Source organism: Halomonas sp. GXIMD04776, from assembly GCF_049808615.1.
Lineage (GTDB): Bacteria > Pseudomonadota > Gammaproteobacteria > Pseudomonadales > Halomonadaceae > Modicisalibacter.
Map to the genome: position 1 here is coordinate 94,539 of NZ_JBNCAN010000010.1, position 21,295 is coordinate 115,833.

Below are 21,295 nucleotides of genomic sequence, written 5' to 3' on the forward strand. Positions count from 1 at the left end.
CTACGTTGCAGCACGGCTCATCGGTTGCGCGTCGATGATGGAGGCCAGTCGCTCCAGGGCCGTGATGGAGATCGTCCTCTCGCCTGCCGCGCTACGCGCCTCATGGCGGCGCAGCAGGGAGAGATCCCGTGGCGAAACCCCGTGGTCTCGGCAAAACGCCGCCTGGGTGGTCCCGCGCTCTTCCAGCAGCTGCTCCAGGGCCTCTCGCAGCGCGACAATATCGGCGTACTCGAAGTGACCCTTGCTCAGCTCGCTCTCATCGTTGGTCTCACTCATGCTGGGCTTGGCCAGCCTGGGCTCGAGGTTGAAGGTCACGGCCTCGGCGGATGGGGTGCTCGGCACAGCCACATCCTCTCCCGGGCCAGCAGTGTCCTCGGGCAACCTGTCGCCTGAAGAGGTAGGGCCACCGCTGACAGCTGGCGCGGGCACAGGCCGCCCCATGCGTGACAGAGACGTGATCGCCAGCACGGCCGACAGCTGGAAGATGATCAGCGCCAGCGCCTGCATCACCACCAGTGCCTGCTGGCGCCAGGTCATGGCCTCGGCCGGGGGCGTCGACAGCAGCTCGGCCAGCTCGGAATCGACCTCGGTGAGCCGTGCCTGGGCCTCCTGGATGGGCGTGAGCCAGCCTGCCCGGGCCTCGCTGTTCTGCCGGAAGGTTGCCAGGCTCTCCTCCAGTCGCGCCGCCTCCTGGGTCAGCCGCTCGATCCGCAGCTCACGGCCGGCGTCGACATGCGAGGCTGCCTGCCACTCCTCCACCAGAGGCTCGCAGACGGTATAGACCGGGCCGGTGAGGGCGAGCACGCTGGTCACCAGCGCCAGCGCTCTTCGCGCAAGCTGGCGCTGATACCAGAGCCACAGGGCGACGACCTCGAGGAGCACCGCCCAAGCCCAGCCCATCGGGCCGACGAACTCGGTCCAGAACTGGATAGCGTGCAGCTGAAGCAGGGCGATCGCGCCGGTCAGCACCAGCAGCGCCGGCAGCTTTTGCAGGTATCGGGTTGTCGTTGTCTTGTCTCGCACAGGCTCTCTCCCACACACGAATCGCACACCAGACGACGAGGCCACCTCCCCTTGCCAAGGAAGGGGCCGAGGTCGTTCACAGCGAAAACGTCACCACGCCGTTGCGCACGGCCGGCACCATGGCCATGTCCACCGGCTCCTCCAGCCGCGGCGCCGGGGGCGGCTCGGGCGACTCGGGCTCGGGAGCGGACAAGCGGATAGCGGTCGACAGCGCCAGCATGGTCGCCCAGGCCACCATCCAGCGGATCAGGAATGGGCGGTCGGCCAGCCGGGCTCGCCGGGTGAGCAGCTTCGCCGTCAGGAACAGGGCATAGAGGAGGGCCGCGACCCATATCAGCACCAGGAAGCGCGTCATAGGTCACCTCCTGCCACGGCCGCGGGTCGGCCGGTTTCGCATGCGAAATCGCGGTACTGGCCACCAGCCGCCTTGTGCTGGCGCAGCTTGGCCGTCAGCGCCAGCCCCTCGTCACTGAAGGTCAGGGTGCTGCCAGGCTCAACCTGCTCGGGGCCGACCGTGAACAGCCCCTCCGCGGCGAAGTCCTGCACGCAGCTCCAGTCGTCGTGCCACGGGTCCGGCTGGGTGCCGTCCGCTAGCGTGGTGGCGTGCTCCGGGCGCATCACCATGCCTGGGCGAACCGGGTGACTCGGGCGCTTGGGGCGCGGGCACTGCTCGGCCAGGACACGGTAGTGCCTCCGATTGGCGGTCATGCGCGGGTCAGCGCCCACCTGGAAGCCAGCCATCTCCACCATCACGGCTTCGACGTAGGCCAGGCAGCGCCAGTGGTCTCGGCCCCACCGGGCCATCGGAACGTAGGCTTGCTCCATCTGGATTCTCCATCTTGGTTAGGGGAAGGGTTGCTATTGCTCCCCGTCTCGCCGGCTGGCCTCATCGACCGCATCTCGCGCCCAAGCCGCGAAGGGCCACAGGATGAGCCCGGTCGCGAAGGACACGGCGCTTCGATCGAACTCGGAGAGCAACAGCCAGGCCACGCCACCGGCAATATTCAGCTTGGCGACGAACACACCGAAGACAGCCGTGCCTCTCAAGAAGCGGTCCACCACAGGCGCCTTCAGCATCATCCACCTCCCTTGGCTCGGGGCTGTCCCGCGGTGGCTCCCTCATCTGGGGCGGAAAGACGGCCGCCACGTTCTGTGCCAAAACGCGCATGCGCCAGCTCGCGATCTCTGCCTTCCCAGCCGTGCAGCCAGGCATTGCGGAAGGCCCGCGAAAAGGTCAGTCGGCCGCAGTCCTTCCGGTAGTCGTTGTAGGGGCAGGCGTGGCGGGGGTCGCCACGGTCGCGTGCCTCCCGTCCCTTCCTCTCGGCGCCATCAAGCGCTCGGTTGGCCATGCGGCTCTCCTTCATCTATTGCGGGGGTGGGCTGGCGCAGCCACAGCGGCAGGGAGGTCAGCCGCCGCCGCCCGGTGACGTGCCGGGCCGCTCGCTCGATGGCCGAGGGGTGGCCCACGAGCACCACGCGGCGCTTCCCGCGGGTGATGCTGGTGTACAGCCACTGCCGCTCGAGCATGTGCCAGTGCGATCGCGCCAGCGGGATCACCACGGCGGGGAACTCCGACCCCTGGGCCTTGTGGCCAGTCATGGCGTAGGCGAGCTGCAACTTGCCGAGGGCATCGCTGGTGAACAGCACTTCCCGGTCCTCGAACCGCGCCAGCACCGTCTTTTCCTCCGGGTCCGCCGCCACCACGAACCCGAGGTCGCCATTGAAGACCTCCCGGTTGTAGTCGTTCTCGGTCTGCACGATCTTGTCGCCGGCCGCCCAGCGCCGGCCGTTGATCGTCACCGAGCCCCGGTCGCCGGGGATGTGGTAGGCCCGCAGTGCGTCATTGAGCGATCGGGTGCCGACCGGGCCACCGTGCATGGGGGTCAACACCTGCACCTCATGCAGGGTGTCGAAGCCGTGCGCCAGCATGTCGGTCGTGGCCACGCGGAACGCCTCCTGAAGGACCAGCTCCGGGTCACTGCCCTCGGGCACCGCGACAATCTCGAAGTCGCTACCCGGGACAGACTGGGGCGGGTGTCCCTGATTGACGGCGTGCGCCTGGACGATGATCTGGGAGCCTTCCCCCTGGCGGCGGATCTGCTGCAACCGGGCGACAGGCACTCGCCCCGAGGCGATCACATCCCGCAGGACGTTCCCCGGGCCAACCGAGGCCAGCTGATCTTGGTCACCGATGATGTAGAGCCGGCAGTGGTCGGGTAGGGCGACGACGAGGGCGCGGAACAGCTGCACGTCCACCATCGAGGCCTCATCGATGATCACCACGTCCGCCTCGATCGGGTTGTCCGCATTGAACTCGAAGCCGTTGGCGCCAGCCCCCAGCAGCCGGTGAATGGTCGTCGCGGGTCGCCCGGTCGCCTCGCTCATCCGGCGTGCGGCTCGCCCAGTCGGCGCACACAGCGCCAGCTCATAGCGACTGTCATCCAGGGTCTGCGCCAGCACCTCGGTCACCGTGGTCTTGCCGACCCCCGGGCCGCCCGTGAGTACCGCCACGCCATAGGCCAGACAGGTCACCAGGGCTTCACGCTGCTCGTCGCTGAGCACGCGCCCATCGGATAGCTCGCCATCGACACTGGCCAGCCCGCTGTCCTCCCAGGGGACCGCTCGCGCCAGCAGGGCAGCGGCGATCGTGCGCTCTGCATTGATCAGCGCCGGCAATCCCACCAGCCCACCTTCCACCTGCTCCAGCTTCTCGTGCGCCAGCAGCAGCTCAACCACCGAGGTCGTGCGTGCCACATCCACCTCGAGGAGCTTCGCGCCTTCCGAGGCCAACTCCCCCGAGGTTGCCAATGTGTGGCCCGAGGCTGAGCGGGCATCCACGACATGACGCAGGCCGGCGATGATGCGATCCCGGTGCGTCAGCTCGAACCCCATCGACCGCGCCATGGTGTCGGCGATGCGGAACCCGATGCCGCGAGTCTTGAGCAAGGTCCGGTAGGGGTTGGCCGACACCTTCGCGATGGTGTCCTGGCCCAGCTGGCGGAATACCGACATGGCCCGCGAGGCGCCGAGGCCGTGCCCCTGGAGGAAGATCAGGGCTTCCCGAGCTTCCTCATACTCGTTCCAGCTGCCGGCGATCCGTGCGGCCTTCTTCTTGCCGATACCGGGCACCGCTCGCAGGGCTTTCTCGTCGCCCAGGACATCCCGCAGGCCGTCACCGAAGTGCGCGACCAGCCGCTTGGCGAAGGTCGGGCCAACACCGGCCACCTTGCCGCTGGCCAGGTAGGCGCCCAGGGCCTTCGACTCCTGGGGCACCTGGGTCACCAGCCTCTCGGCCTTGAACTGCTGCCCGAAGCGGGGATGGGTCGTCCAGGCGCCATGAGCCTCTACCGACTCCCCTTCATTGAGCGGCTGGCACACCACCACCAGGGTCACCTCGCGTTCCGCCTCATCGCGCACGGTCAGGATCTGGAATCCCTCCTCGCCCACGAAACGGACATCGGCAACCACTCCGCTCAACTGCTCCAGGTTGTCCATGGTGCTACCTCACAAAAAAAAGCCCGGCTGGGGAGAGCCGGGCAAATGCAGGGTGGGAGTCAATAGGCTCTGGCAGAGCGGCGCGGCCTATTAGCACGCCCGGGACACGCCCGACTGAAGCGCTGGTTCTACTACGGGGGAGCCCACTAAGCGGTGTGAGAGAGAGAAGCCGGATCAGGGCTGCTCAGTGGGCTCTCCGGTAGCCCCGGTGACCGGGACGACCAGGCGGCTGATGCGCATCCCCAAAGCCGCGTCAGGGGAGAGAGAGGAGCCACGGGCGCACTCCGCGTAATTCGGTCGGCAGGGGTTTCTCTGTTTCCCCTGCCTATGTGTTGCTATACTAGACGACGATTTATAGGAATGCAACACACCCAGGGAATGGAAGACATCGTATTGTCGGCATGCTTCCGAGCGGGGCGATATTCCGCTCGACAATCCCTACCGAAGGACAACCAACAGGATGACATCACGAGCACTCATTCTGTGTGAGAAGCACTCGGATCAGGCAGACAAGATAGCCCCTGCCCTGGGGCTGACACGCAACGGATCTTCCTATACCGGCACCTGGAATGGAGTCTCCCTGACGCTGGTATGGGCGGCTGGCCACCTGCTGGCGCCGGTCGAGCCTGCCGTTGTGAGCCCTGAGGCCAACTGGCGTGATCCACGCAGCCTGCTGCCGCTGCCTACCGCTTTTCCGCAGACCCCGACAGACCGGGGGAAGAAGTACCTGGGCAACCTGAAGAAGGCCCTCTCCCAGGCCAGTGAGGTGTGGCTGGCGACCGACCCCGACCGTGAGGGGGAGGCGATCGGCTACGAGGTTCTGCAACACGCGAAATACCGGGGCACGGTGAAGCGCATGTGGCTCACCGGCTCCATGGAAGCGTCAGACGTGCAGGCCGCGGCCAAGCGCCTCCGGGAAGGTGGGGAGACCATCTCCTACTGGCGAGCCCAGCAGGCCCGCGCCAACGCCGATGGGTTCTGGCAGTACCTCGTTCGGGCCTACACCGCGTCCGCCCGCATCGGGCTCATGGGCAAGGATCTGGGCAAGGGGAAGGGCAAGGCCGGCGTCGTTTCTGCCGGCCGTGTGCAGTCCGCTACCCTGGGGCTGGTGGTCGAGCGCGATCGCACGATTGAGGGCTTCGTCCCGGTCGACCACTACCAGGCGAAGATCACCCTGGGCGGTGGCGAATTGAGCTATGCCCCGGTCGATCCGCCTGCTGGCGCCAGCGGCATCAAGCTCCAGGACGATGGCAAGCCGCTGTTCCTGGACCGGGACGCCATGGAGGCCTTCACACAACGCCTCGAGGGCGCCGACACGGCCGACATTCTGGCCGCGGACACCAAGCAAACCGCCAAGCACCCGCCGCTTCCCTACAGCCTCACCGCGCTCCAGCGGGACATGTCCAAACAGCACGGGATGACGGCCACGCAGACCCTCAAGGCGGCCGACGCCATGCGTAGCGATGGCTACCTGACCTACCCCCGGACAGAGCACGGAGAGCTGCCCGCCAGCCTCTACAACCGGGATGACCTGCTGGCGATCCTGGGCGGCGCTGCCAAGGCCGATGACGGGCTCATGGCGCCAGCACGCCTGGCGGGTCGACGGCACTGCCTGGAAGGGGCCGATGTGCCGCGCCCACGGTGCTTCACCGACAAACCGATGAACCACCACGGGATCATCCCCACGCACAATACGCCGGACCTGTCGGCACGCTCAGACGCCGAGCGAAAGGTCTACCTGGCGTGTGCCCAGCAGTTCATCCAAGCGCTGCTTCCACCGGCCACGGTGGAGTCTCTGAAGGTCAGCGCCAGCGTCGATGTGGAAGACGTGCTGGAGCGCCAGCCAGCGCTGTTCGCCGGCACCTTCAAGCGCGTCGTTGACCCGGGCTGGATGACCGCGTTCCAGGCGCCGAAAGCGCAGAAGGATCTCCCCCCGCTGGTATCCGGCGCCAGCCTACCCATCGAGGCCGTGAGGCTTCACGAGGCCCGCACGGAGCCTCCCAAGCACTTCACGCTGGACACCCTGCTGAGCGCCATGCTCAACGCTGGACGACAGGTTGAAGGCGAGGATGCTGCGGCTCTCAAGAAGGCCGAGGGGATCGGCACCCCGGCCACCCGCGACACGGTGATTCAGACGCTCTTCGATCGCGAGTACATCGCCACTCAGCGCAAGGGTAAGCAGCAGCTGATCGTGTCCACTCCCCGAGGCCGCGCCTTCATCGATAACACCCCGCGCATGCTCTCCGATGTCCGCGTGACGGCCGCCTGGGAGCGCGAACTCGACGCGATCCAGAACGCCTCCAGCGATGCCGAGGCCAAGCGGCTGCGCGACACCTTTATCACTCAGCAACGCGACTTCATCACCACCCGCATCAACGAGGTTATCGAGACCATGGACAACGCCCCCGAGGCCGTTCGTGAGGCCACCAACGCACCGACCGAGAACATGATTGCCGCTGCCCGGAAGATCGCTGCTTCGCGTGATCTGGAGCTGCCTGAAGGCATTGAGCACAGCTTCGACACCTGCCGCGCATTCCTGGATGAAGTGATGCAGCAGACGCCCCCACCCACCGACAAGATGAAGGCGTTGGCGATGCGGCTGGCGGACGAGAACGGCGTCACCTTGAATGGTGAGCTGACCTCCTTCAGGGAGTGCAAAGCGTTCATCGACAAGCACCTCCAGAACGGGGAGCCGACCCCCAAGATGCTGGCCGCCGCTGAAGCCGCCGCCAAGCGCTACGGGGTCAAGATTCCCGAGGCCGCCCGCACCTGCATCAAGGAGTGCCGGCTGTTCCTGAGCGAGCACCCGCGGTAGCCGCGCACGAGGCCCGCCCGGGCACCCCCTGGGCGGGGATAGACACACCAGATCGACCACCTGCATGCCACTCGAATAGGCCCTTACCCTCGCCAAGGAAGGGGGCGAAAGAACACAGCTTGGACTCTCTCTCACTGGGGGGATGGCACCAGCTATGGACATGGTAGGTGACACAGGAATGACGCATGACCGATAGCGTATCCAGCAACACTGAGGGGGCTTCCCCGACACAGCGCAAGTCGCGTTATAGACGCACGGTAGACAGGCAAACCTACCTGGACGAGTCCGCCCAGATGGTAGGCGCCCTGAGTCATGACATCACGGCCATCATGGGGGAGTACAACCGCCAGCTAGTAGAACTCCATGAGCGGTTGCGTGACGCTCAGCCGCGTTCACACGGCGCCGTTCTGATGGACCTCAACCGCTGCGGGTACGGGTGCCTTGGGTGCCCGCATCCGGTGTGGGTGAAGTGGATGGACAAGCAGAAGAATAACCGCCAGTCCGCCTCCAAGTGGATTGCCGTTCGACTGTCTCGCCCAGGCACCGCTGCACGCTCGAAAAGCATCCCAGACGAGGCCCGCGAACTGATTGCTGAAGCACAGGCGCTGATCGAGCGTAGAGCCCGTTTTATCGATCACCTGAAGCGCATCAACAAGGCCATCGGTGCAGCTCGCAGCACACGTCCTGACCTAGGGTTTCAGCACACAGGGGAGGGTGAGTAGAGCACCCTCATACGGTATCGCTGACAAGCGGCAAACAGGCTCCCGGGGTATCTCGCGGAGCCTTTTTTGTGGCTGGCACATAGAGTGATAGGACACCGCCAGAGCGCCCCATAGAGCGCTTGCCGGTATGGCTTATACCAGCACTACAGGCGACATGGGTGTGCGATCGCCAGGCTGCATCCTTAGGGGGTACGAGCGTACTGCGGGAGGGCATCCCCAACGGGCAGAGGTGACGACAGTGCGAACGACTTATCGGCGCGTGCGAGACCACGGGGAGTGTGTGCCTGTCGGGGTGTGGGGAAGCGTTACCACCGTGCCTGCGGCTGGCGCCTTCGGTGCGTGAGCAGCCACGGCGAGTGTGTGCCGTTCGGGGTGTGGGGGAGCGTTGCCACCGTGCCTTCGGCTGGCGCTTTCGGTGCGTGAGCGACCACGGCGAGTGTGTGCCGTTCGGGGTGTGGTGAGGCATTGCCACCGTGCCTGCGGCTGGCGCTTCCGGTGCGTGAGCAGCCACGGCGAGTGTGTGCCGTTCGGGGTGTGGTGAGGCGTTGCCACAGTGCCTGCGGCTGGCGCTTTCGGCGCGTGAGCAGCCACGATAAGTGTGTGCCATTCGGGGTGTGGGGAAGCCATGCCACAGTGCCTGCGGCTGGCGCTTCCGGTGCGTGAGCAGCCACGATGAGTGTGTGCCATTCGGGGTGTGGGGAAGCCATGCCACAGTGCCTGCGGCTGGCGCTTCCGGTGCGTGAGCAGCCACGATGAGTGTGTGCCATTCGGGGTGTGGGGAAGCCATGCCACAGTGCCTGCGGCTGGCGCTTCCGGTGCGTGAGCGACAGCAGCCAGGGCCAGTTAAAACGAAGTGGCTTTGGGGCGAATTCTGGGTTTGAGATCGAGCAAGGCTAGGCATTTCGAGGCCCGCCTCGTATTCAGGCCGCGGAGCGGCCCATGTGCTTTTCGTATTGCAAGCGGCAGTGCCCAAGCGTCGTCACCACAGCGCAGCTTTGCAGCCGTCACAGAACGAAGTCCATGCGGGCGAAATTGCAGGATAGGAAACCACCAGGGCTAGGCATTTCGAGGCTTGCCTCGTACCCAGGCCGCGGAGCGGCCCATGTGCTTTTCGTTGTATGTGGAAAGGGTCTCGAGCATTCAGTATAAGCAGCGATCGAGCATTACTAGGAACGCTGAAAAAGTGCTGATATGCCAACTAATTATGCCCAAATATGTGCCCTGATATAGCTTTACGAGAGCACCATGAAGAGCATTACAGGAGCGGTTGTCATGAGAGCACCAACGGAATGCTCTATCTCAGTCAGTCGGCAAGATGCGTCTAACCCGTTCGATTCCCGTAATCATAGTCAAGTCATGGGAACGGGGATCGATTCCCGTACTGGCCAATCCAGGGCCGGGGCTCATAGGCTGTCTACTGAAGCCAGTCGGCACGCCGTTCAGGCGCCCCCTGACCTTGGTAAGGGGATTCGCCTAGCTGCTCGAGGGGTACTCAGCCCTAAAATCTTCCATGGCCTTCAACAGGTCCAGGTAGTCAACGCCACCCGTGATCAGCCGAGTCTTGGTGGCTCGCTCGTACATCCAGACGCTCCATAGCTTCATGTGGGTTGAGGCCCCATCGAGATCCTTGGGCATCATGCCGCCCCACTCAGGATCATCAGCCATGAAATGAAGCGCCCTGTCGATTGCGCGATCCAGGTCATTCTGAGGCGAGTAGAAGTCCTCCAAACGAACCTGCTCGGCCAGGATCATGACAGCCAGCACGGGATAGTTCAGCCACTCCGCGAATCGCTCTAACACATCCCGGCCCAGGGTGGTGGCCTGGCGCCGGCCTGTTTTCAGGTGGCTCAACGTGGAGGGTGCTATGCCAAGTCTCTCGGCCAGCTCAGTGATAGAGATCCCTTCACTTACCACCCGCTCAAAGATGATTTGAACCAGCTTGTAGCCTGGGGCGTCTGGCTCGATTTGCAGATAGTCACTCCGCGGCCCCTTAGGCTTTCCCTTCTGCCCACCCTTCGGGCCGGGGCCTGGCTTGCGCTTTCCGGCCTCAATGACCTTCTTCAGGTCGTCGTTTTCATTGTCGTGATCCAATGCTCTCTCCCATACGCCGGAATTCGACGCCACTCACATGTAACTATACCAGATAACGTTTTCTAACGGTCCCGGGCTATCCGCAGCAGTCAGCGTAGCTGCAAGATTGCTTCGTCGTCATGATAACCCAGGAGACCGAAATGCTCATTGGCCGCGTAGAGCACGACCCCAAAAAGCAGATTCAGGCCCAACTGCCTGAATCCACGATCAATCGGCTGGATCAATACCGTGAGCTGTACCAGCTCACCTTCGGCGAGAAGGTTTCGACCAGTGATCTGGTCGACCTAATGCTGAGGAACGTCATGGACAGGGACCGCGAGTTCAAGCGGTTTCTGAAGGACCAGGAGCGGAAGGAGAAGCAAGAGGCCAAGCAGCAAGGCCAGGGGGGTGAGGCCCCGGCCGGCGAGCCTCGTGATGGTGGGGGTGAGAGAAATCACACCACAAGCGAGGAAGACCGCAAGCACGGTCAGCCAAAACAGGGCATGGGGCGCTAGGTTTCACCATGCCGCATCTGGATGACCTCACGCATTTGCTCGACCAGAGGGACCACACGGTTCCACTTGGTACGCAGCACCCGATGGTTGCCCGTATGCCAGCTACGGATCGAGGTCACGGCCTCGTCGGCGGCTACGGCGATTTGTCGTGGGGTCATCACTTCCATCCAGCGATCCACCGTTGCCTTGACCTCATCAGCGGCGACCCATGCGCCGCCCTCGATTGCCTCATGTTCTTCCATGATCTCCTCGAGGGCGCCCTGCACTCGCTCGTAGGGGACTTTCCGAGGGGTTACGCCACCAGTCCAGGCATTGACGGATGCCACGGAAATCTTGCTGTTGAGCTTCGAGGTCAGCAGCTCGGCGATCTTGGCCAGGGTCATGCCGTACTCGTCACGCAAAGTGTTGATGCGCCGGCCCAGGTCGCTATCCGTCGAGCTGCGCTCAGCACGCCCACGGGTCGTGGGGATGCTCACTTTGATCTCGCAGCCATGCCTTTCAAGCGTATTGATCAGGTCGTTCAGGAGCGTGTCTCGCATGGCTAACCTCTTTGAATACTTGTCGAAACAACCGCCATCCGAAATGCAGCGATTGGTCGGGTGGACTGCCTCCCGTCTGCACATACCGCGGCAATGGCAGGACGACATGCGCCAGGAAATTTACCTTGCCTGGCTTGGGCGGGAGTACGACGCCAGCTATTCCCATGATGCCATCATGAAATACGCGGGCGAAGCCGCCTTCCTGGCCATTAGCACCTGGCGCCGGCATACCGTTCTCCCCGTCACAGTCCATAAGGCGGGTCAGGCGGACAGTGAGCCCCGTGCTGAGCAGTACGATCTGATGGCTGAGCAGATCCCTGGCTTTACCCAGGAATTCAACGACGAGATCGACACTGAGGCCTCCGTGGAGATTGAGCCCACGTCCACTGCCTCAGCCCACCTCATCGACCTTCCGAAACGCTCAGCTCGCTCAGGGCTGTCCAACGAGAACCTGCTTTCCCTTCACTGTGAAGGCCTGTCGGCTGCCGAAATCGCTGCGGCGGCTGACATGACCGAGCGCAGTGTCTACCGCAGATTGGAACGGCTGAAAAATGGAAATCGTAGTACAGTATAGTAAAATTGCAGCGCTCACGGTAGCGCTCTCAAGTACCGCCCTGGCAGCTGACCAGGACCTCGGAACCCTCGGGCCTACCTGGGAAATCGGCGAGCCAGATATGCGTCTGGCGATCGTGGCTGAGGCTCATGGCGTCGACTGGGATTCGGTCCATGAGCACCTGGCGGGGCAGGCCCAGACACACACCAACGACATCCCTGACTGGTATGTGCCCGTCGCCGAGCATACCGAAACCCATTTCGTAGACCCCTCCTACACCCTTCAAGAAGACATCGAAGCGCTGAAGCGGCAACCGGACGGCACTTACCAGTGGGGCACCATCTACGAGGCAGGCACCAAGGTTAATCCCCTGGACAAGGTGCGCCCGCAAAACTGGCTCCTCGTTGTCGACCTCCGGGTGGACAGGCAGCGCGAATTGGCCGTGGAGCTGAAGAAGCGTCATCCGGTCAACTTGACCGTCATTGTGACCGCGGGCGATCCCGGCGATTTGGCTGCTGACCTGGGGCGTGCCGTCTACTTCGCCGAGGAATGGCATTTCGACCGTTTGGGCATCACTCACACGCCATCACTGGCAGGCGTGCGAGATAGCCGTCCCGACGCCATCGAAGTGACGCATTTTGCCTACCCCTACGATGTCGAGACCCTGGAGGCCCACCTGCCATGAAACGAATGGTCCTTTCCGGCCTGGCTGCCCTATCCCTGGCCGCGGCCAGCTTCGCTACTGCCTCCCCTCTGACAGGCTCAGCCGCTTGCCAGGGTGAGGTGTTCAACCCGATCAACGACCCTAACTGGAACAACATGTTTCCGGTGACGGTGGCGGGCATATCCATGGGAGGTGGTTCAAACCCGCCCTTGATGCACATGGACCCTATCTGCATGTGCCCTGGCCCCTACGGTGTGGATGTCCCTGGGATTGGGATGACGTACTGGGAACCCACCTTCCTTGCTGAGGTGGCACGCACTCCCGGTTGCATGTCGACCTTGGGCGGGGTGCAAGTGCTCGAGGGGTATGACGAGCAAACCTCGAACCAGAAGTATGGCTCCGGCCGTGACCACGGCTCCGTCACCAGGATGCAGGTTCATTGGTATATCTACCCCCTGTTCAGCGCGCTCAACATGATGAGTTCGCTCGGGTGCATGAACACCTCTGGGTTCAACCTGGCGGACCTAACCGAGGTAGACCCCACCTGGCAGGACGACACCTGGACCTCGATCGCCTTTCCTGAGTCCGCTTTGTTCGCTAACCCGGTTGGCGCTCTTTCGTGCATGCCAGACGCCGTTGCCTCAGCAGCCGGCCGACCTCTGGACATGATGTTCTGGTGCCAGGGATCGCAAGGCGTCCTATACCCGCTGACCGGCTCCAGCCCGACACACAGCTCTCCTCAGGGGGGCAACCTGCATGTCCTCGGAAAGTACATGCAGCGGAAGACCCGGATGGCTGGTTTGCTTTCCACCATCGGGCCATGGGCCGAGTGCCAATCGGTCTATCTGCCGAACATGATCCGTAGCCAGTACAGGATCGACCCGGTTGCGCCGGTCGCGAGTAACCAAACCGCTGTTCTGGGCATGTCCGAATTTCGGTGGGGGATGATGCCGCCCGCCAACACAGCCGTCCGTACCGATTCCGCATTCCTGATCTGGGTAGGTAAGCAATGCTGCGCTCTCTGACACTCCTTGCACTGGTTCTCACCAGCTCAACAGCCCTCGGGCAAAAGACACCCGAGGAAGCCGCTCACAGCGCGTTCTCGGCTCTTCAAGGCGAGAGCGCAGCCCAACTTCCTTTCCCTGGCCAGGGAAGCGCAGAGCGAGTTCTCGAAGCCATGGGGGCAGGTAGCGCCAACGCTGCGGGGGAGGCCGCAGGGGCTGCCATGGTGGACAACATCCGCAAACCCGGCCAGACAGGCGGGATTGCTGACCCAGAGATGGCAGCCGAATGGGAGGCCTTGCGCGGCTCGCTGGGGTTGGGTGAACAAGACCGCCTGTATTTTTTCATCTCGTTCTCAATGCCAGAAAGCATGATCCGCGGCTATGCCCTCGATGCCGCTCGGGCCGGTGGTGAGCTGGTGCTCCGGGGGGTAGAGCCAGGGATGGACCTCAGGCAATTCACCATGGAGCGGCTGCTGAAGGTGCTGCGTCCAGGCGGGATGACTGCACCGATCCAGATAGATCCCCGTCTGTTTGACACCTATGCGGTCGACAGCGTGCCAACCATCGTGCTCGCAAAAGAAGACCCGATGGGGGTTTGCCAAACCGCAGAGCCCAGGACAGGGGAGATCAATGGCCAGACATTCGACTACAAAGCCTGCCCGGAGGCGGCCCCAGACACCTACTGGAAGGTCGAAGGGTCAGTGACGGCCCTATATGCCCTAGAGGAGTTCCAAGACCGCGGGGCCAGCAATGCAGCCGTTTACATCGATGCCTTGAAGGGCGAAGGGGCACTCAGCGCGTCCGAGCAGCCAGGTATCGGCTCAGAGCGGTGGGAATCACTCACCGATGACCTAGCTGAGCGCAACGCGGAACGCCTCAAGGAGCGGTACGAAGGCTCAGATCGTGAAGTTTACGACACGCCAATGGGGCCAGCCGTGGGGCCGAAGGGACAGAACACTGACCATCTCTGGGAGGAATAGCATGCCGAAGGGCGTTCATCTGAAACAGCTCTTCACGGGGGTCGCCATGGCGGCCCTCGTGCCATTGAGCACTAGCGCGATAGCAGGGCCGAGTGAATCGGGCATGAGCGCAGGGGGCGCCTGGGCAAAAGACTTCGACCCGGGCAAGAGTTTCCAGTCGGCCACTTCAGCACTAGGCCTGAAAGACACCAAGACCTCGGGAGAGCTGGGGGGCGAGGTTGGGCTACAGGTCAAGCAACAGCAACAGCGAAATTTCCGTTGCCGTGACGGCGCTCGACTGACGGCGGGTGGTATCCGGGTCAATATCGAAGAGTGTCAGCAATCCGATGACGGTGACTTGCAGAGGCTGCGAGTCGCCGTTTGTGATGCCCTGACGCAAGGCATCCGGTGCAGCGACGATCGCTATACACAGACCCGAGAAGTCCCGCTAGGGGGGGAGGCTGCGTTCAGCGGCGGCGATCTCTACGGCGCATACCGAGTCGAGGCTGAATGCGCTGGAGCCTCCTGTGTGATGACGATGCACCAGCTCCACGGCGATGCCTGGGGCGGCAATAACATGCGGCAACAAGGGAATGATCGAGTCGATCAAGATCCCAATCACCCTTCCAACACCATCGCGGATGTCCGGGACAATCCGACATTCGATCAGGGCAGTCAGTATGCAGAGGACCGCTCAAAGTGTCTGGGGGGACAGATCAACCAGCTGTTCAGCGAAGGCGATATTCCAGTTTCATGTGATCCTGAAGACCCTAGAACGATTGACTTCCTTGACATCGACGGAGGGGGACAGTGTGAGCCAGATCGGATCACAACAGAGACCTGTACCGTCGACATCCCTACTCGACTCGTAACTTGTGAGCCGGAATCAAAAACGTGCGACGTACAGCGTGAGACGGCGCAGTTTACTTGTGAGCGTAAACTTCAAGTTCAGCAAGTCGGTAGTGAGGCCTGTACGCCTGGACAGGTTGTTTACCAATGGCGGCCTTACTCCCATCTGTATCGGAGATTCGTTTGCCAGGCTTGTCACCACCCATTCAACTGTCTCGTCTACCAGTTTAATCAGAACGGAAACGGCTGGCGGTCATCCTTCCGATTTGAATACTCTCGTGTCTTGGGGTGGCACCACCCAGAGCTGATGCCAGGTGCCCCGTCTGGATATTACATAAGGCAAACGTGTAGCAATGGACGCTGCACCATTCACTATCGGCGGACCCCAAGTGATAGCACAAAGAAATATAACTATGACGAAGCGGCGCCGATTTTTCAGGACACCGTGACTGAAAATTGTGATGCCTTTGAGCAACGTCGACCGGAGACAAACTGATGCTGTACGCGATCAGAGCGCTCGCGCTAATGGCTATGGTGATTGTCACTGGTAATGCAAGCGCACAAAATCTCAATGACTATGCGGAATGTTATCGGGCAGGGGAGGTGTGTGTAGACAATGCACCTCGCCAGATTAACGGCCATACAGTGCATCGGACCTGTTGGCGATACTCTGTCACGTATATGTGCTACGGAGACCCCTATAGCAATAGCTGCAACCTTGACGCACTGAACAACAGTGATGAATGGGAGCTGGTCAATACCTTTGACGAGACATACCCAGGAACCTTCACACAATACTCAAATATATTGCCTGACAGCTGGAAGGAGGAGTGGCAGAAAAGTGAATCGACCTGTAATGCTGACACCTCTTACGGGTGCGGACCTGACATAAGTAGCGAAGATATACTAGATGATTCTGGTAATGTGATCGGTCAACGAGTCAGGAAGCGGTGCTATATAGGTGAAACTCCGCGGTGCAACAATGACCCGAATTGCAGCATTACCGAGTACGAATGCACAAAGGAGCAAGATGGCCTCTGCGTCAGACAAGAGCAGACATACTCCTGCCGCGAGGAAGGAAAGTGTGATCCCAGCTCCTACGAGGTGATGCCTGAGGTAAGCGATGATGAGGGTGCTTTCTCAGATGCTATAGCCGCAGCTGGTGTTATGGACATGATTGCGGCGGAAGGCGGCTTGGATGACAACATGCGCATCTTTTCCGGCTTCAAGCGTGAGTGCAAAGCTATTACAAGTGATTTCCGTCGCATGATGGAATTCAATGCAACGGTTGGAACCGCGCTTGCTACTTTTTACGGTGGCCCATTGGGCGCAGTTCTAGCAGGCACTGCGGCTGCTGATATTCTCAATGCTATCGAGCACATGGAATGTTGTCAGGATGATCCTGAGGATGTCGTACTCACTAGCTCCTTCATCTCCATGGCCACAGGTGTCGGCGCGGATTACTGCGACCTTGAGGATGTTGAGCTGGCAGCAGCCAGGATGGCCAAAAGAGCTGTCCAGGTAACGCCTGGGTTTGTTCCGACAAATAACACGCTTTGCACGATTGCAAACTATGTCTACAACGCCCCTGCCAAGGGGGATATGGCGTATGCGAAGCAAATATGTTCACACTGGACTAGGCCTTGGTCTCTGGCGAATACTCAAACCCAGGTGGATGAATATCAGCGCTGGTGTGAATTTGATTCCATGCTGGCACGAATAATTCAGGAGCAAGGGCGAGAGCAACTAGCACAGCTTGCAGCTCAAAATGCAGGGGGTGCTGAGACAAAAACTGCACGCTTCCCTTTCTACCAGTCCTCGGGAGGATGGACAAACGAGCTGAATGTGAACGGGAACCGCGTGAGGTTCTGGAAATGGAAGGAAGAGTGTTCAACTGAAGAGGGTTATACCAACTCCATGCTGGCTGGCTATGACTGTCCATCAAGCCCAGACATATATGCAGCAGTCTGCTCAGAGGACACATGCGGGAGCCCACCCGACCATCCTGTATATGGCTTCAGCCCAGGCTGGGAGACACATCGCCTAGCAGCTGAGGACCACCACGTTCGTGCGATCAACCGCTATTCAGTAGTGGAAGGTGGCTGCTTCGATGATGGTTCTTGCGAATACGATGTTCATGCCTGGAAGGCAGGGGCTGGAGGGCAAATGCGTGTGCCCATTGATATGAAATGGCCCATCAACTTTCCGAATACAGGATGGGGTGAATTTTCATGGGCGCACAACAATGTCCATTTTGAGGCGTATACAAATCCGCTCGGCACAGACAGTCCAACTCGAGGACTTCGCATGTGCATTGGGTCATCTTACCAATGTCGGTATAACTCAGGATGGACAGAGGTAGATATTAGTAACAACATCAGCGACATGAACAACTATGTCAATAGCACGCCGCCTGTCACACTCACGGGGGGTTGCACTGACAGTGAGTGTGAATTCCGAGCTACCGTGGAGGTGAATTTGACGGCAAAGCCTTGGTATACCTACTCGGAGAAGAAGTATGAACCGTGCATGCTCGAGGTTCTGGGAAGCTGTGTGGCCGAGGCATCTACAACCTACGACCGCCAGTACAAACCAGACTGCTCAGGATTCACCATTGACGAATTCCTTGCGCTAGACCTTGGCGACATGGATTTCTCTGAATATGTCGAAACTTTGTCTGAAAAAGCTAAAGCGGAGTTCAATCAGACATGGGCAAACTAACCAAGCGAGTTATTACCTGCTTTGGCTTGGCTCTAGCTTCTACGGGCTCCTACGGGAGCCCGATAGACAGAATAACTGATCAAGCTAATGCCTTGGCTTCAGGCAGTGCTTCATCCAAGGAGGTCGTCCAGAATGCTGGCCAAAAACCATTCCGATTTACCCCAAACAACGGATATGTTGGTCTGGAAACCAAGCTAGATATAGCTGTGACATATACCTCATTTGAACATGGCGGGCGGAATGTTCGGCAAGTCGAGAAGGCAGTTGTAGACTGGGGCGATGGCTCCTCTATCACTACTGTGACGCCTGGGACGCCTGCGTTTCATACCTACGGGCATCGAACAAAAGAAGGCTCTATAACGCCTAATGGGAGCGTAGTTTACACAGGCCGAATAACCTTTGTCACAACATCTGGAGATGCCTACACCGAAAGATTCCAATACAGCATGTGGAATACCTTTCTTGACTCTCTCGTTCCTGGAGGGCGCGTCCTACCAAACACTATGCTACCAAGCGTGGGTGGGGCTGGCAGTCGAGACAAACTTCCAAGCGGATACTATGACAGGAACAGCAAATGATGAGCCTAAGAGATTCAGCATCTATGACGGCATTCATAGCGTTGCTTATTTCAGCAAGTACATACGCCCAACAGCCGGAAGGGGAAAGCAATCGTCTTTATGGTGGCCCTGACTCTGGAGGAATAGCGAATAAATCGATCATTACCTATGATGCGGTTGAGTGGCAGACGGCATGGTTCGAGAACCTTGGTGGCCAACCCCCTCACGAGCTGCCCCATGGCCATATTGGGGTGCTTGTTTTCGCTGCCTACCCAGGGCACCTGATCAGCCTTCATAGTACCGATCCCTCAGCGACACCAACGATCCGCTGTCACCAAGCCCCGCTACCGGATTCAAAGAGCCATATTGCTCCTGCCTCATGGGCAGCCGGGATCTTCAAGGCTGATGATGTGATTTTGGAGGATTGCCCATGATTGCCGGGAGGAGGGATGCACTGGCTCTCACTGCGATCGCAGCTGGGGTGGCCACAGCCACCCCCTGGGCAGCCGGAGCGCTGCCTGTGTGGCCTGCGGGGCTCCTGGGCACTATTGGCATGGCCCAGCTCACCTGGAGCCAAGCCATGGCGACCCTTGAGAGGATCGATGAAGATTCGCGTGAAGGGTTTGTTCTTCCGTCTGACGAACCGATTGATGACAAAGGTAGTGGCCTGCACATTGGCCTGACAACCGATAAGAACACCAGAGTCAACATGCCAGACAACCTCGGGAAACGTCACACGGCGATCGTGGGGCAATCCGGCGTGGGTAAAACGACCATTGGTGAGTACATCCTGTGGCAGCAGACAGCAAGAGGTGGGGGCTGGCTATTCATCGATGCGAAGATCGATCGCGATACTCGTGACCACCTCGCCTACATGGCCAAAGTGACCGGGCGAGAGGATGAACTCTATATCATCGATGTCTCCGACCCTGACAATGCTAATACCTACAACCCCGTCCTTCATGGAGATCCAGATGAGGTAGCCTCCCGCCTCATGAATTTGATCCCTTCCGCCGAAAACAACCCTGGCGCGGATCACTACCGACAGTCGGCCAACCACGCCTTGACTGTCATCATCGCAGCCTTGCAAGCCTCCGGCCAGCTCTACCACTTCGGTGATCTTTCCATCCTACTACAATCGGATAAGGCGCTTGAAAACCTCGAACGGATGACACCCCAGGGCTCTGAAAGGCGAGCCCTCTCGATCTTCCTGGATCAATTCCGCACCCGTACCAAGGAAGGGACGAAGATTGACCTCAACCGCATGAAGCAGACGCTGGGAGGCATGGCAGGCCGCATTGCGCTCTTTGCACAAGGGAAATTCGGGAAAGTATTTAACGTGTATGCACCCGAGATCGTCCTTACAGAGATCATCCGCAAAGGGCACATGCTTTATGTTTCGTTGCCAACAATGGGGAAGGACACCGCTGCTCTGAATCTCGGCAAGATGATTGTATCGGACATACGATCTGCCGTTGCCCATATACAGGATCTTCCTAAAGGAGAACGGCCAGAACATTTCATTGCTCTGCTCGATGAGATGGGTGCCTATGTTATGGAGGGCGTAGGCAGGCTCTTTGAGCAAGCCCGTTCGGCAAACATCGCCCTCATACCAGCATTTCAGTCGTTCAGCCAGTTGAACCGTGTCTCTCCTGACTTTGCTGACATTGTGATCCAAAACACCTGGAACAAGATATTCTTCAAATTTGGCTCGAAGGATAGCCCGGAGGAGGCGGCTGAAATTCTCGGCAAAACAAAACGGTTCCAGCGATCGGTGTCCGTTTCGGCCAATCAAGGTGAAAGCGCCCAGTATCTTCGCACAACGCCTCAGTCAAGCATGTCAGACGGCGGTGGCATGGGGGAAAGCTGGCGTGAAATCGAGGAGTTTCGTGTCACGCCCGACCAGTTAAGAGCCATGGATATGGGTCATGCGGTAATGATGATGGGAGCGCGCATGTACCACCTCAGAACCCCAATGATTAACTACCCAAAGAAAATACCATCCTTCAAGGCCGTCAAGCACAATAAAAAGATCCCAGCGAACAAGCAGCCACTCAATTTTGAGGATCGGCTTAATGAATTTCTCACTGAAGTAGCTTGAGGTGCAAAGATGATAACTATTGTATTCTGGGGGACTATCGCAATATTCGCCATGTTCCTTTTAGGCGTACTACCAGGCGTCAAAGAGGTTTTCCGCCCGATAATGGATATACTGTCAAAGGGAATCGTGGAAGTCGTAAAGTTTGCTGCTGGCTACATGCTTTGGCTTATCAAAACGATCATCCATGCTCACCTTGATCTTATTAGCCACCTCTCACATTCCCGCAGCTATTTTGACCCCGCTGACAAGATAAGAAAATAGCTTATAGTTTGACATTGAAAACGTCGTACCGTATACTTCAATGAACCATAAATAATGACCAAACGCTCGGGGGTGATTTATGGCAAAGAATAAGCGAAATGCAAAACGCCAACGGGCGCTCAATGCTCGTCGCAATGCTGCTGCACAGGAAAGTGGCTCTTTCATTGCTAATGAGCTTCACCATCTCGTCGGTGCCGATGAAGAGGACGTTGTACGAGCATTTAGGTGGCGGGCAAAATTTTGTGTCTACTTTATCTATGGTATCAATATCTTAGGGTTTTTCTTCTTGCTCAATTTCACCTCCAACAGCCAGGGTGGTGTTGTTGAGCAAACCCATCCTTATATCTGGGGTACATACATTGCTTTTGTTGCCTTGCAATTAGCTTTCTTGAGAAGGTACAAGCGACTAATTCGCAACGCCTAAAAAAAGCCCCCGCTGAGCGGGGG

General features: G+C 59.8%; 20 protein-coding genes. 12 read left to right on the forward strand and 8 right to left on the reverse strand.

Annotated elements, in window-relative coordinates:
* The 6 genes from ACPF7Z_RS08785 to ACPF7Z_RS08810 are packed head-to-tail and all read right to left on the reverse strand — an operon-like array spanning window position 1 to window position 4,518.
* A complete protein-coding gene (locus ACPF7Z_RS08785; RefSeq protein ID WP_425192870.1) occupies window positions 1-1,041 on the reverse strand; it encodes a helix-turn-helix domain-containing protein in 1,041 nt (346 codons plus the stop codon).
* 58 nt (window positions 1,042-1,099) lie between these two features.
* Window positions 1,100-1,378, reverse strand: coding sequence for a hypothetical protein (locus ACPF7Z_RS08790; RefSeq protein WP_425192871.1), 279 nt, complete (start codon window positions 1,376-1,378; stop codon window positions 1,100-1,102).
* The gene (locus ACPF7Z_RS08795; RefSeq protein WP_425192872.1) at window positions 1,375-1,848 is read right to left on the reverse strand and encodes a hypothetical protein; all 474 of its coding nucleotides are present in this window, start codon (window positions 1,846-1,848) and stop codon (window positions 1,375-1,377) included. The genes ACPF7Z_RS08790 and ACPF7Z_RS08795 overlap by 4 nt, the downstream gene beginning before the upstream one ends.
* Window positions 1,849-1,881: 33 nt before the next feature.
* The gene (locus ACPF7Z_RS08800; RefSeq protein WP_425192873.1) at window positions 1,882-2,100 is read right to left on the reverse strand and encodes a hypothetical protein; all 219 of its coding nucleotides are present in this window, start codon (window positions 2,098-2,100) and stop codon (window positions 1,882-1,884) included.
* Window positions 2,100-2,372: an Rmf/CrpP family protein gene (locus ACPF7Z_RS08805; protein WP_425192874.1), complete on the reverse strand. Its 273-nt coding sequence runs from the start codon at window positions 2,370-2,372 to the stop codon at window positions 2,100-2,102. Before ACPF7Z_RS08805 ends, ACPF7Z_RS08800 begins: the two co-directional genes overlap by 1 nt.
* Window positions 2,353-4,518, reverse strand: a complete 2,166-nt coding sequence (locus ACPF7Z_RS08810; RefSeq protein WP_425192875.1) for an ATP-dependent RecD-like DNA helicase — start codon at window positions 4,516-4,518, stop codon at window positions 2,353-2,355. The genes ACPF7Z_RS08805 and ACPF7Z_RS08810 overlap by 20 nt, the downstream gene beginning before the upstream one ends.
* A 460-nt stretch (window positions 4,519-4,978) precedes the next feature.
* On the opposite strand from ACPF7Z_RS08810, the gene ACPF7Z_RS08815 reads away from it, so the two are divergent.
* Together ACPF7Z_RS08815 and ACPF7Z_RS08820 are read left to right on the forward strand one after the other, a co-directional pair.
* Complete coding sequence (locus ACPF7Z_RS08815) at window positions 4,979-7,333, forward strand: DNA topoisomerase (RefSeq protein ID WP_425192876.1); 2,355 nt, start codon at window positions 4,979-4,981, stop codon at window positions 7,331-7,333.
* A gap of 185 nt (window positions 7,334-7,518) precedes the next feature.
* Window positions 7,519-8,055 (forward strand): hypothetical protein, encoded by a 537-nt coding sequence (locus ACPF7Z_RS08820; protein WP_074211784.1) that lies wholly within the window; start codon window positions 7,519-7,521, stop codon window positions 8,053-8,055.
* A gap of 1,473 nt (window positions 8,056-9,528) precedes the next feature.
* Here ACPF7Z_RS08820 and ACPF7Z_RS08825 read toward each other — a convergent pair.
* Window positions 9,529-10,146, reverse strand: coding sequence for a helix-turn-helix domain-containing protein (locus ACPF7Z_RS08825; protein ID WP_425192877.1), 618 nt, complete (start codon window positions 10,144-10,146; stop codon window positions 9,529-9,531).
* A 140-nt stretch (window positions 10,147-10,286) separates the two neighbouring features.
* Between ACPF7Z_RS08825 and ACPF7Z_RS08830 the strand changes: the two genes are divergently transcribed.
* Entirely contained in the window at window positions 10,287-10,640 is a 354-nt protein-coding gene (locus tag ACPF7Z_RS08830) for a DUF2274 domain-containing protein (RefSeq protein ID WP_425192878.1), read from the forward strand.
* Here ACPF7Z_RS08830 and ACPF7Z_RS08835 read toward each other — a convergent pair.
* On the reverse strand, window positions 10,637-11,179 hold the full coding sequence (locus ACPF7Z_RS08835) for a hypothetical protein (RefSeq protein WP_425192879.1): 543 nt from the start codon (window positions 11,177-11,179) through the stop codon (window positions 10,637-10,639). The genes ACPF7Z_RS08830 and ACPF7Z_RS08835 overlap by 4 nt on opposite strands.
* On the opposite strand from ACPF7Z_RS08835, the gene ACPF7Z_RS08840 reads away from it, so the two are divergent.
* From ACPF7Z_RS08840 to ACPF7Z_RS08880, 9 genes are all read left to right on the forward strand, one after another.
* The gene (locus tag ACPF7Z_RS08840) at window positions 11,178-11,753 is read left to right on the forward strand and encodes a hypothetical protein (RefSeq protein WP_425192880.1); all 576 of its coding nucleotides are present in this window, start codon (window positions 11,178-11,180) and stop codon (window positions 11,751-11,753) included. The two genes, ACPF7Z_RS08835 and ACPF7Z_RS08840, sit on opposite strands and share 2 nt — an antisense overlap.
* On the forward strand, window positions 11,731-12,417 hold the full coding sequence (locus ACPF7Z_RS08845; protein ID WP_022524163.1) for a hypothetical protein: 687 nt from the start codon (window positions 11,731-11,733) through the stop codon (window positions 12,415-12,417). Before ACPF7Z_RS08840 ends, ACPF7Z_RS08845 begins: the two co-directional genes overlap by 23 nt.
* Entirely contained in the window at window positions 12,414-13,421 is a 1,008-nt protein-coding gene (locus ACPF7Z_RS08850) for a TraU family protein (RefSeq protein WP_425192881.1), read from the forward strand. Before ACPF7Z_RS08845 ends, ACPF7Z_RS08850 begins: the two co-directional genes overlap by 4 nt.
* Window positions 13,422-13,621: 200 nt before the next feature.
* On the forward strand, window positions 13,622-14,380 hold the full coding sequence (locus ACPF7Z_RS08855) for a type-F conjugative transfer system pilin assembly protein TrbC (RefSeq protein WP_425192882.1): 759 nt from the start codon (window positions 13,622-13,624) through the stop codon (window positions 14,378-14,380).
* Between the two features lies 1 nt (window position 14,381).
* Window positions 14,382-15,704, forward strand: coding sequence for a hypothetical protein (locus ACPF7Z_RS08860; protein WP_425192883.1), 1,323 nt, complete (start codon window positions 14,382-14,384; stop codon window positions 15,702-15,704).
* Window positions 15,704-17,929, forward strand: a complete 2,226-nt coding sequence (locus tag ACPF7Z_RS08865) for a hypothetical protein (protein WP_425192884.1) — start codon at window positions 15,704-15,706, stop codon at window positions 17,927-17,929. Before ACPF7Z_RS08860 ends, ACPF7Z_RS08865 begins: the two co-directional genes overlap by 1 nt.
* Before the next feature lie 574 nt (window positions 17,930-18,503).
* Window positions 18,504-18,920 carry a hypothetical protein gene (locus ACPF7Z_RS08870; protein ID WP_074211788.1) on the forward strand — a complete coding sequence of 139 codons (417 nt, stop codon included), beginning with the start codon at window positions 18,504-18,506 and terminating at the stop codon, window positions 18,918-18,920.
* Between the two features lie 146 nt (window positions 18,921-19,066).
* Window positions 19,067-20,587, forward strand: a complete 1,521-nt coding sequence (locus ACPF7Z_RS08875) for a type IV secretory system conjugative DNA transfer family protein (RefSeq protein ID WP_228219489.1) — start codon at window positions 19,067-19,069, stop codon at window positions 20,585-20,587.
* Window positions 20,588-20,927: 340 nt separating this feature from the next.
* On the forward strand, window positions 20,928-21,272 hold the full coding sequence (locus ACPF7Z_RS08880) for a hypothetical protein (protein WP_425192885.1): 345 nt from the start codon (window positions 20,928-20,930) through the stop codon (window positions 21,270-21,272).
* The last annotated feature ends 23 nt before the right edge of the window (window positions 21,273-21,295 follow it).

What these genes read in the sequence shown, in the direction of transcription:
- ACPF7Z_RS08790 (WP_425192871.1), bottom strand. Translation starts at nt 1,378, where the DNA reads ATGACGCGCTTCCTGGTGCTGATATGGGTCGCGGCCCTCCTCTATGCC.
- ACPF7Z_RS08795 (WP_425192872.1), bottom strand. Translation starts at nt 1,848, where the DNA reads ATGGAGCAAGCCTACGTTCCGATGGCCCGGTGGGGCCGAGACCACTGG.
- ACPF7Z_RS08800 (WP_425192873.1), bottom strand. Translation starts at nt 2,100, where the DNA reads ATGCTGAAGGCGCCTGTGGTGGACCGCTTCTTGAGAGGCACGGCTGTC.
- ACPF7Z_RS08805 (WP_425192874.1), bottom strand. Translation starts at nt 2,372, where the DNA reads ATGGCCAACCGAGCGCTTGATGGCGCCGAGAGGAAGGGACGGGAGGCA.
- ACPF7Z_RS08810 (WP_425192875.1), bottom strand. Translation starts at nt 4,518, where the DNA reads ATGGACAACCTGGAGCAGTTGAGCGGAGTGGTTGCCGATGTCCGTTTC.
- ACPF7Z_RS08815 (WP_425192876.1), top strand. Translation starts at nt 4,979, where the DNA reads ATGACATCACGAGCACTCATTCTGTGTGAGAAGCACTCGGATCAGGCA.
- ACPF7Z_RS08820 (WP_074211784.1), top strand. Translation starts at nt 7,519, where the DNA reads ATGACCGATAGCGTATCCAGCAACACTGAGGGGGCTTCCCCGACACAG.
- ACPF7Z_RS08830 (WP_425192878.1), top strand. Translation starts at nt 10,287, where the DNA reads ATGCTCATTGGCCGCGTAGAGCACGACCCCAAAAAGCAGATTCAGGCC.
- ACPF7Z_RS08840 (WP_425192880.1), top strand. Translation starts at nt 11,178, where the DNA reads ATGGCTAACCTCTTTGAATACTTGTCGAAACAACCGCCATCCGAAATG.
- ACPF7Z_RS08835 (WP_425192879.1), bottom strand. Translation starts at nt 11,179, where the DNA reads ATGCGAGACACGCTCCTGAACGACCTGATCAATACGCTTGAAAGGCAT.
- ACPF7Z_RS08845 (WP_022524163.1), top strand. Translation starts at nt 11,731, where the DNA reads ATGGAAATCGTAGTACAGTATAGTAAAATTGCAGCGCTCACGGTAGCG.
- ACPF7Z_RS08850 (WP_425192881.1), top strand. Translation starts at nt 12,414, where the DNA reads ATGAAACGAATGGTCCTTTCCGGCCTGGCTGCCCTATCCCTGGCCGCG.
- ACPF7Z_RS08855 (WP_425192882.1), top strand. Translation starts at nt 13,622, where the DNA reads ATGGTGGACAACATCCGCAAACCCGGCCAGACAGGCGGGATTGCTGAC.
- ACPF7Z_RS08860 (WP_425192883.1), top strand. Translation starts at nt 14,382, where the DNA reads ATGCCGAAGGGCGTTCATCTGAAACAGCTCTTCACGGGGGTCGCCATG.
- ACPF7Z_RS08865 (WP_425192884.1), top strand. Translation starts at nt 15,704, where the DNA reads ATGCTGTACGCGATCAGAGCGCTCGCGCTAATGGCTATGGTGATTGTC.
- ACPF7Z_RS08870 (WP_074211788.1), top strand. Translation starts at nt 18,504, where the DNA reads ATGATGAGCCTAAGAGATTCAGCATCTATGACGGCATTCATAGCGTTG.
- ACPF7Z_RS08875 (WP_228219489.1), top strand. Translation starts at nt 19,067, where the DNA reads ATGGCGACCCTTGAGAGGATCGATGAAGATTCGCGTGAAGGGTTTGTT.
- ACPF7Z_RS08880 (WP_425192885.1), top strand. Translation starts at nt 20,928, where the DNA reads ATGGCAAAGAATAAGCGAAATGCAAAACGCCAACGGGCGCTCAATGCT.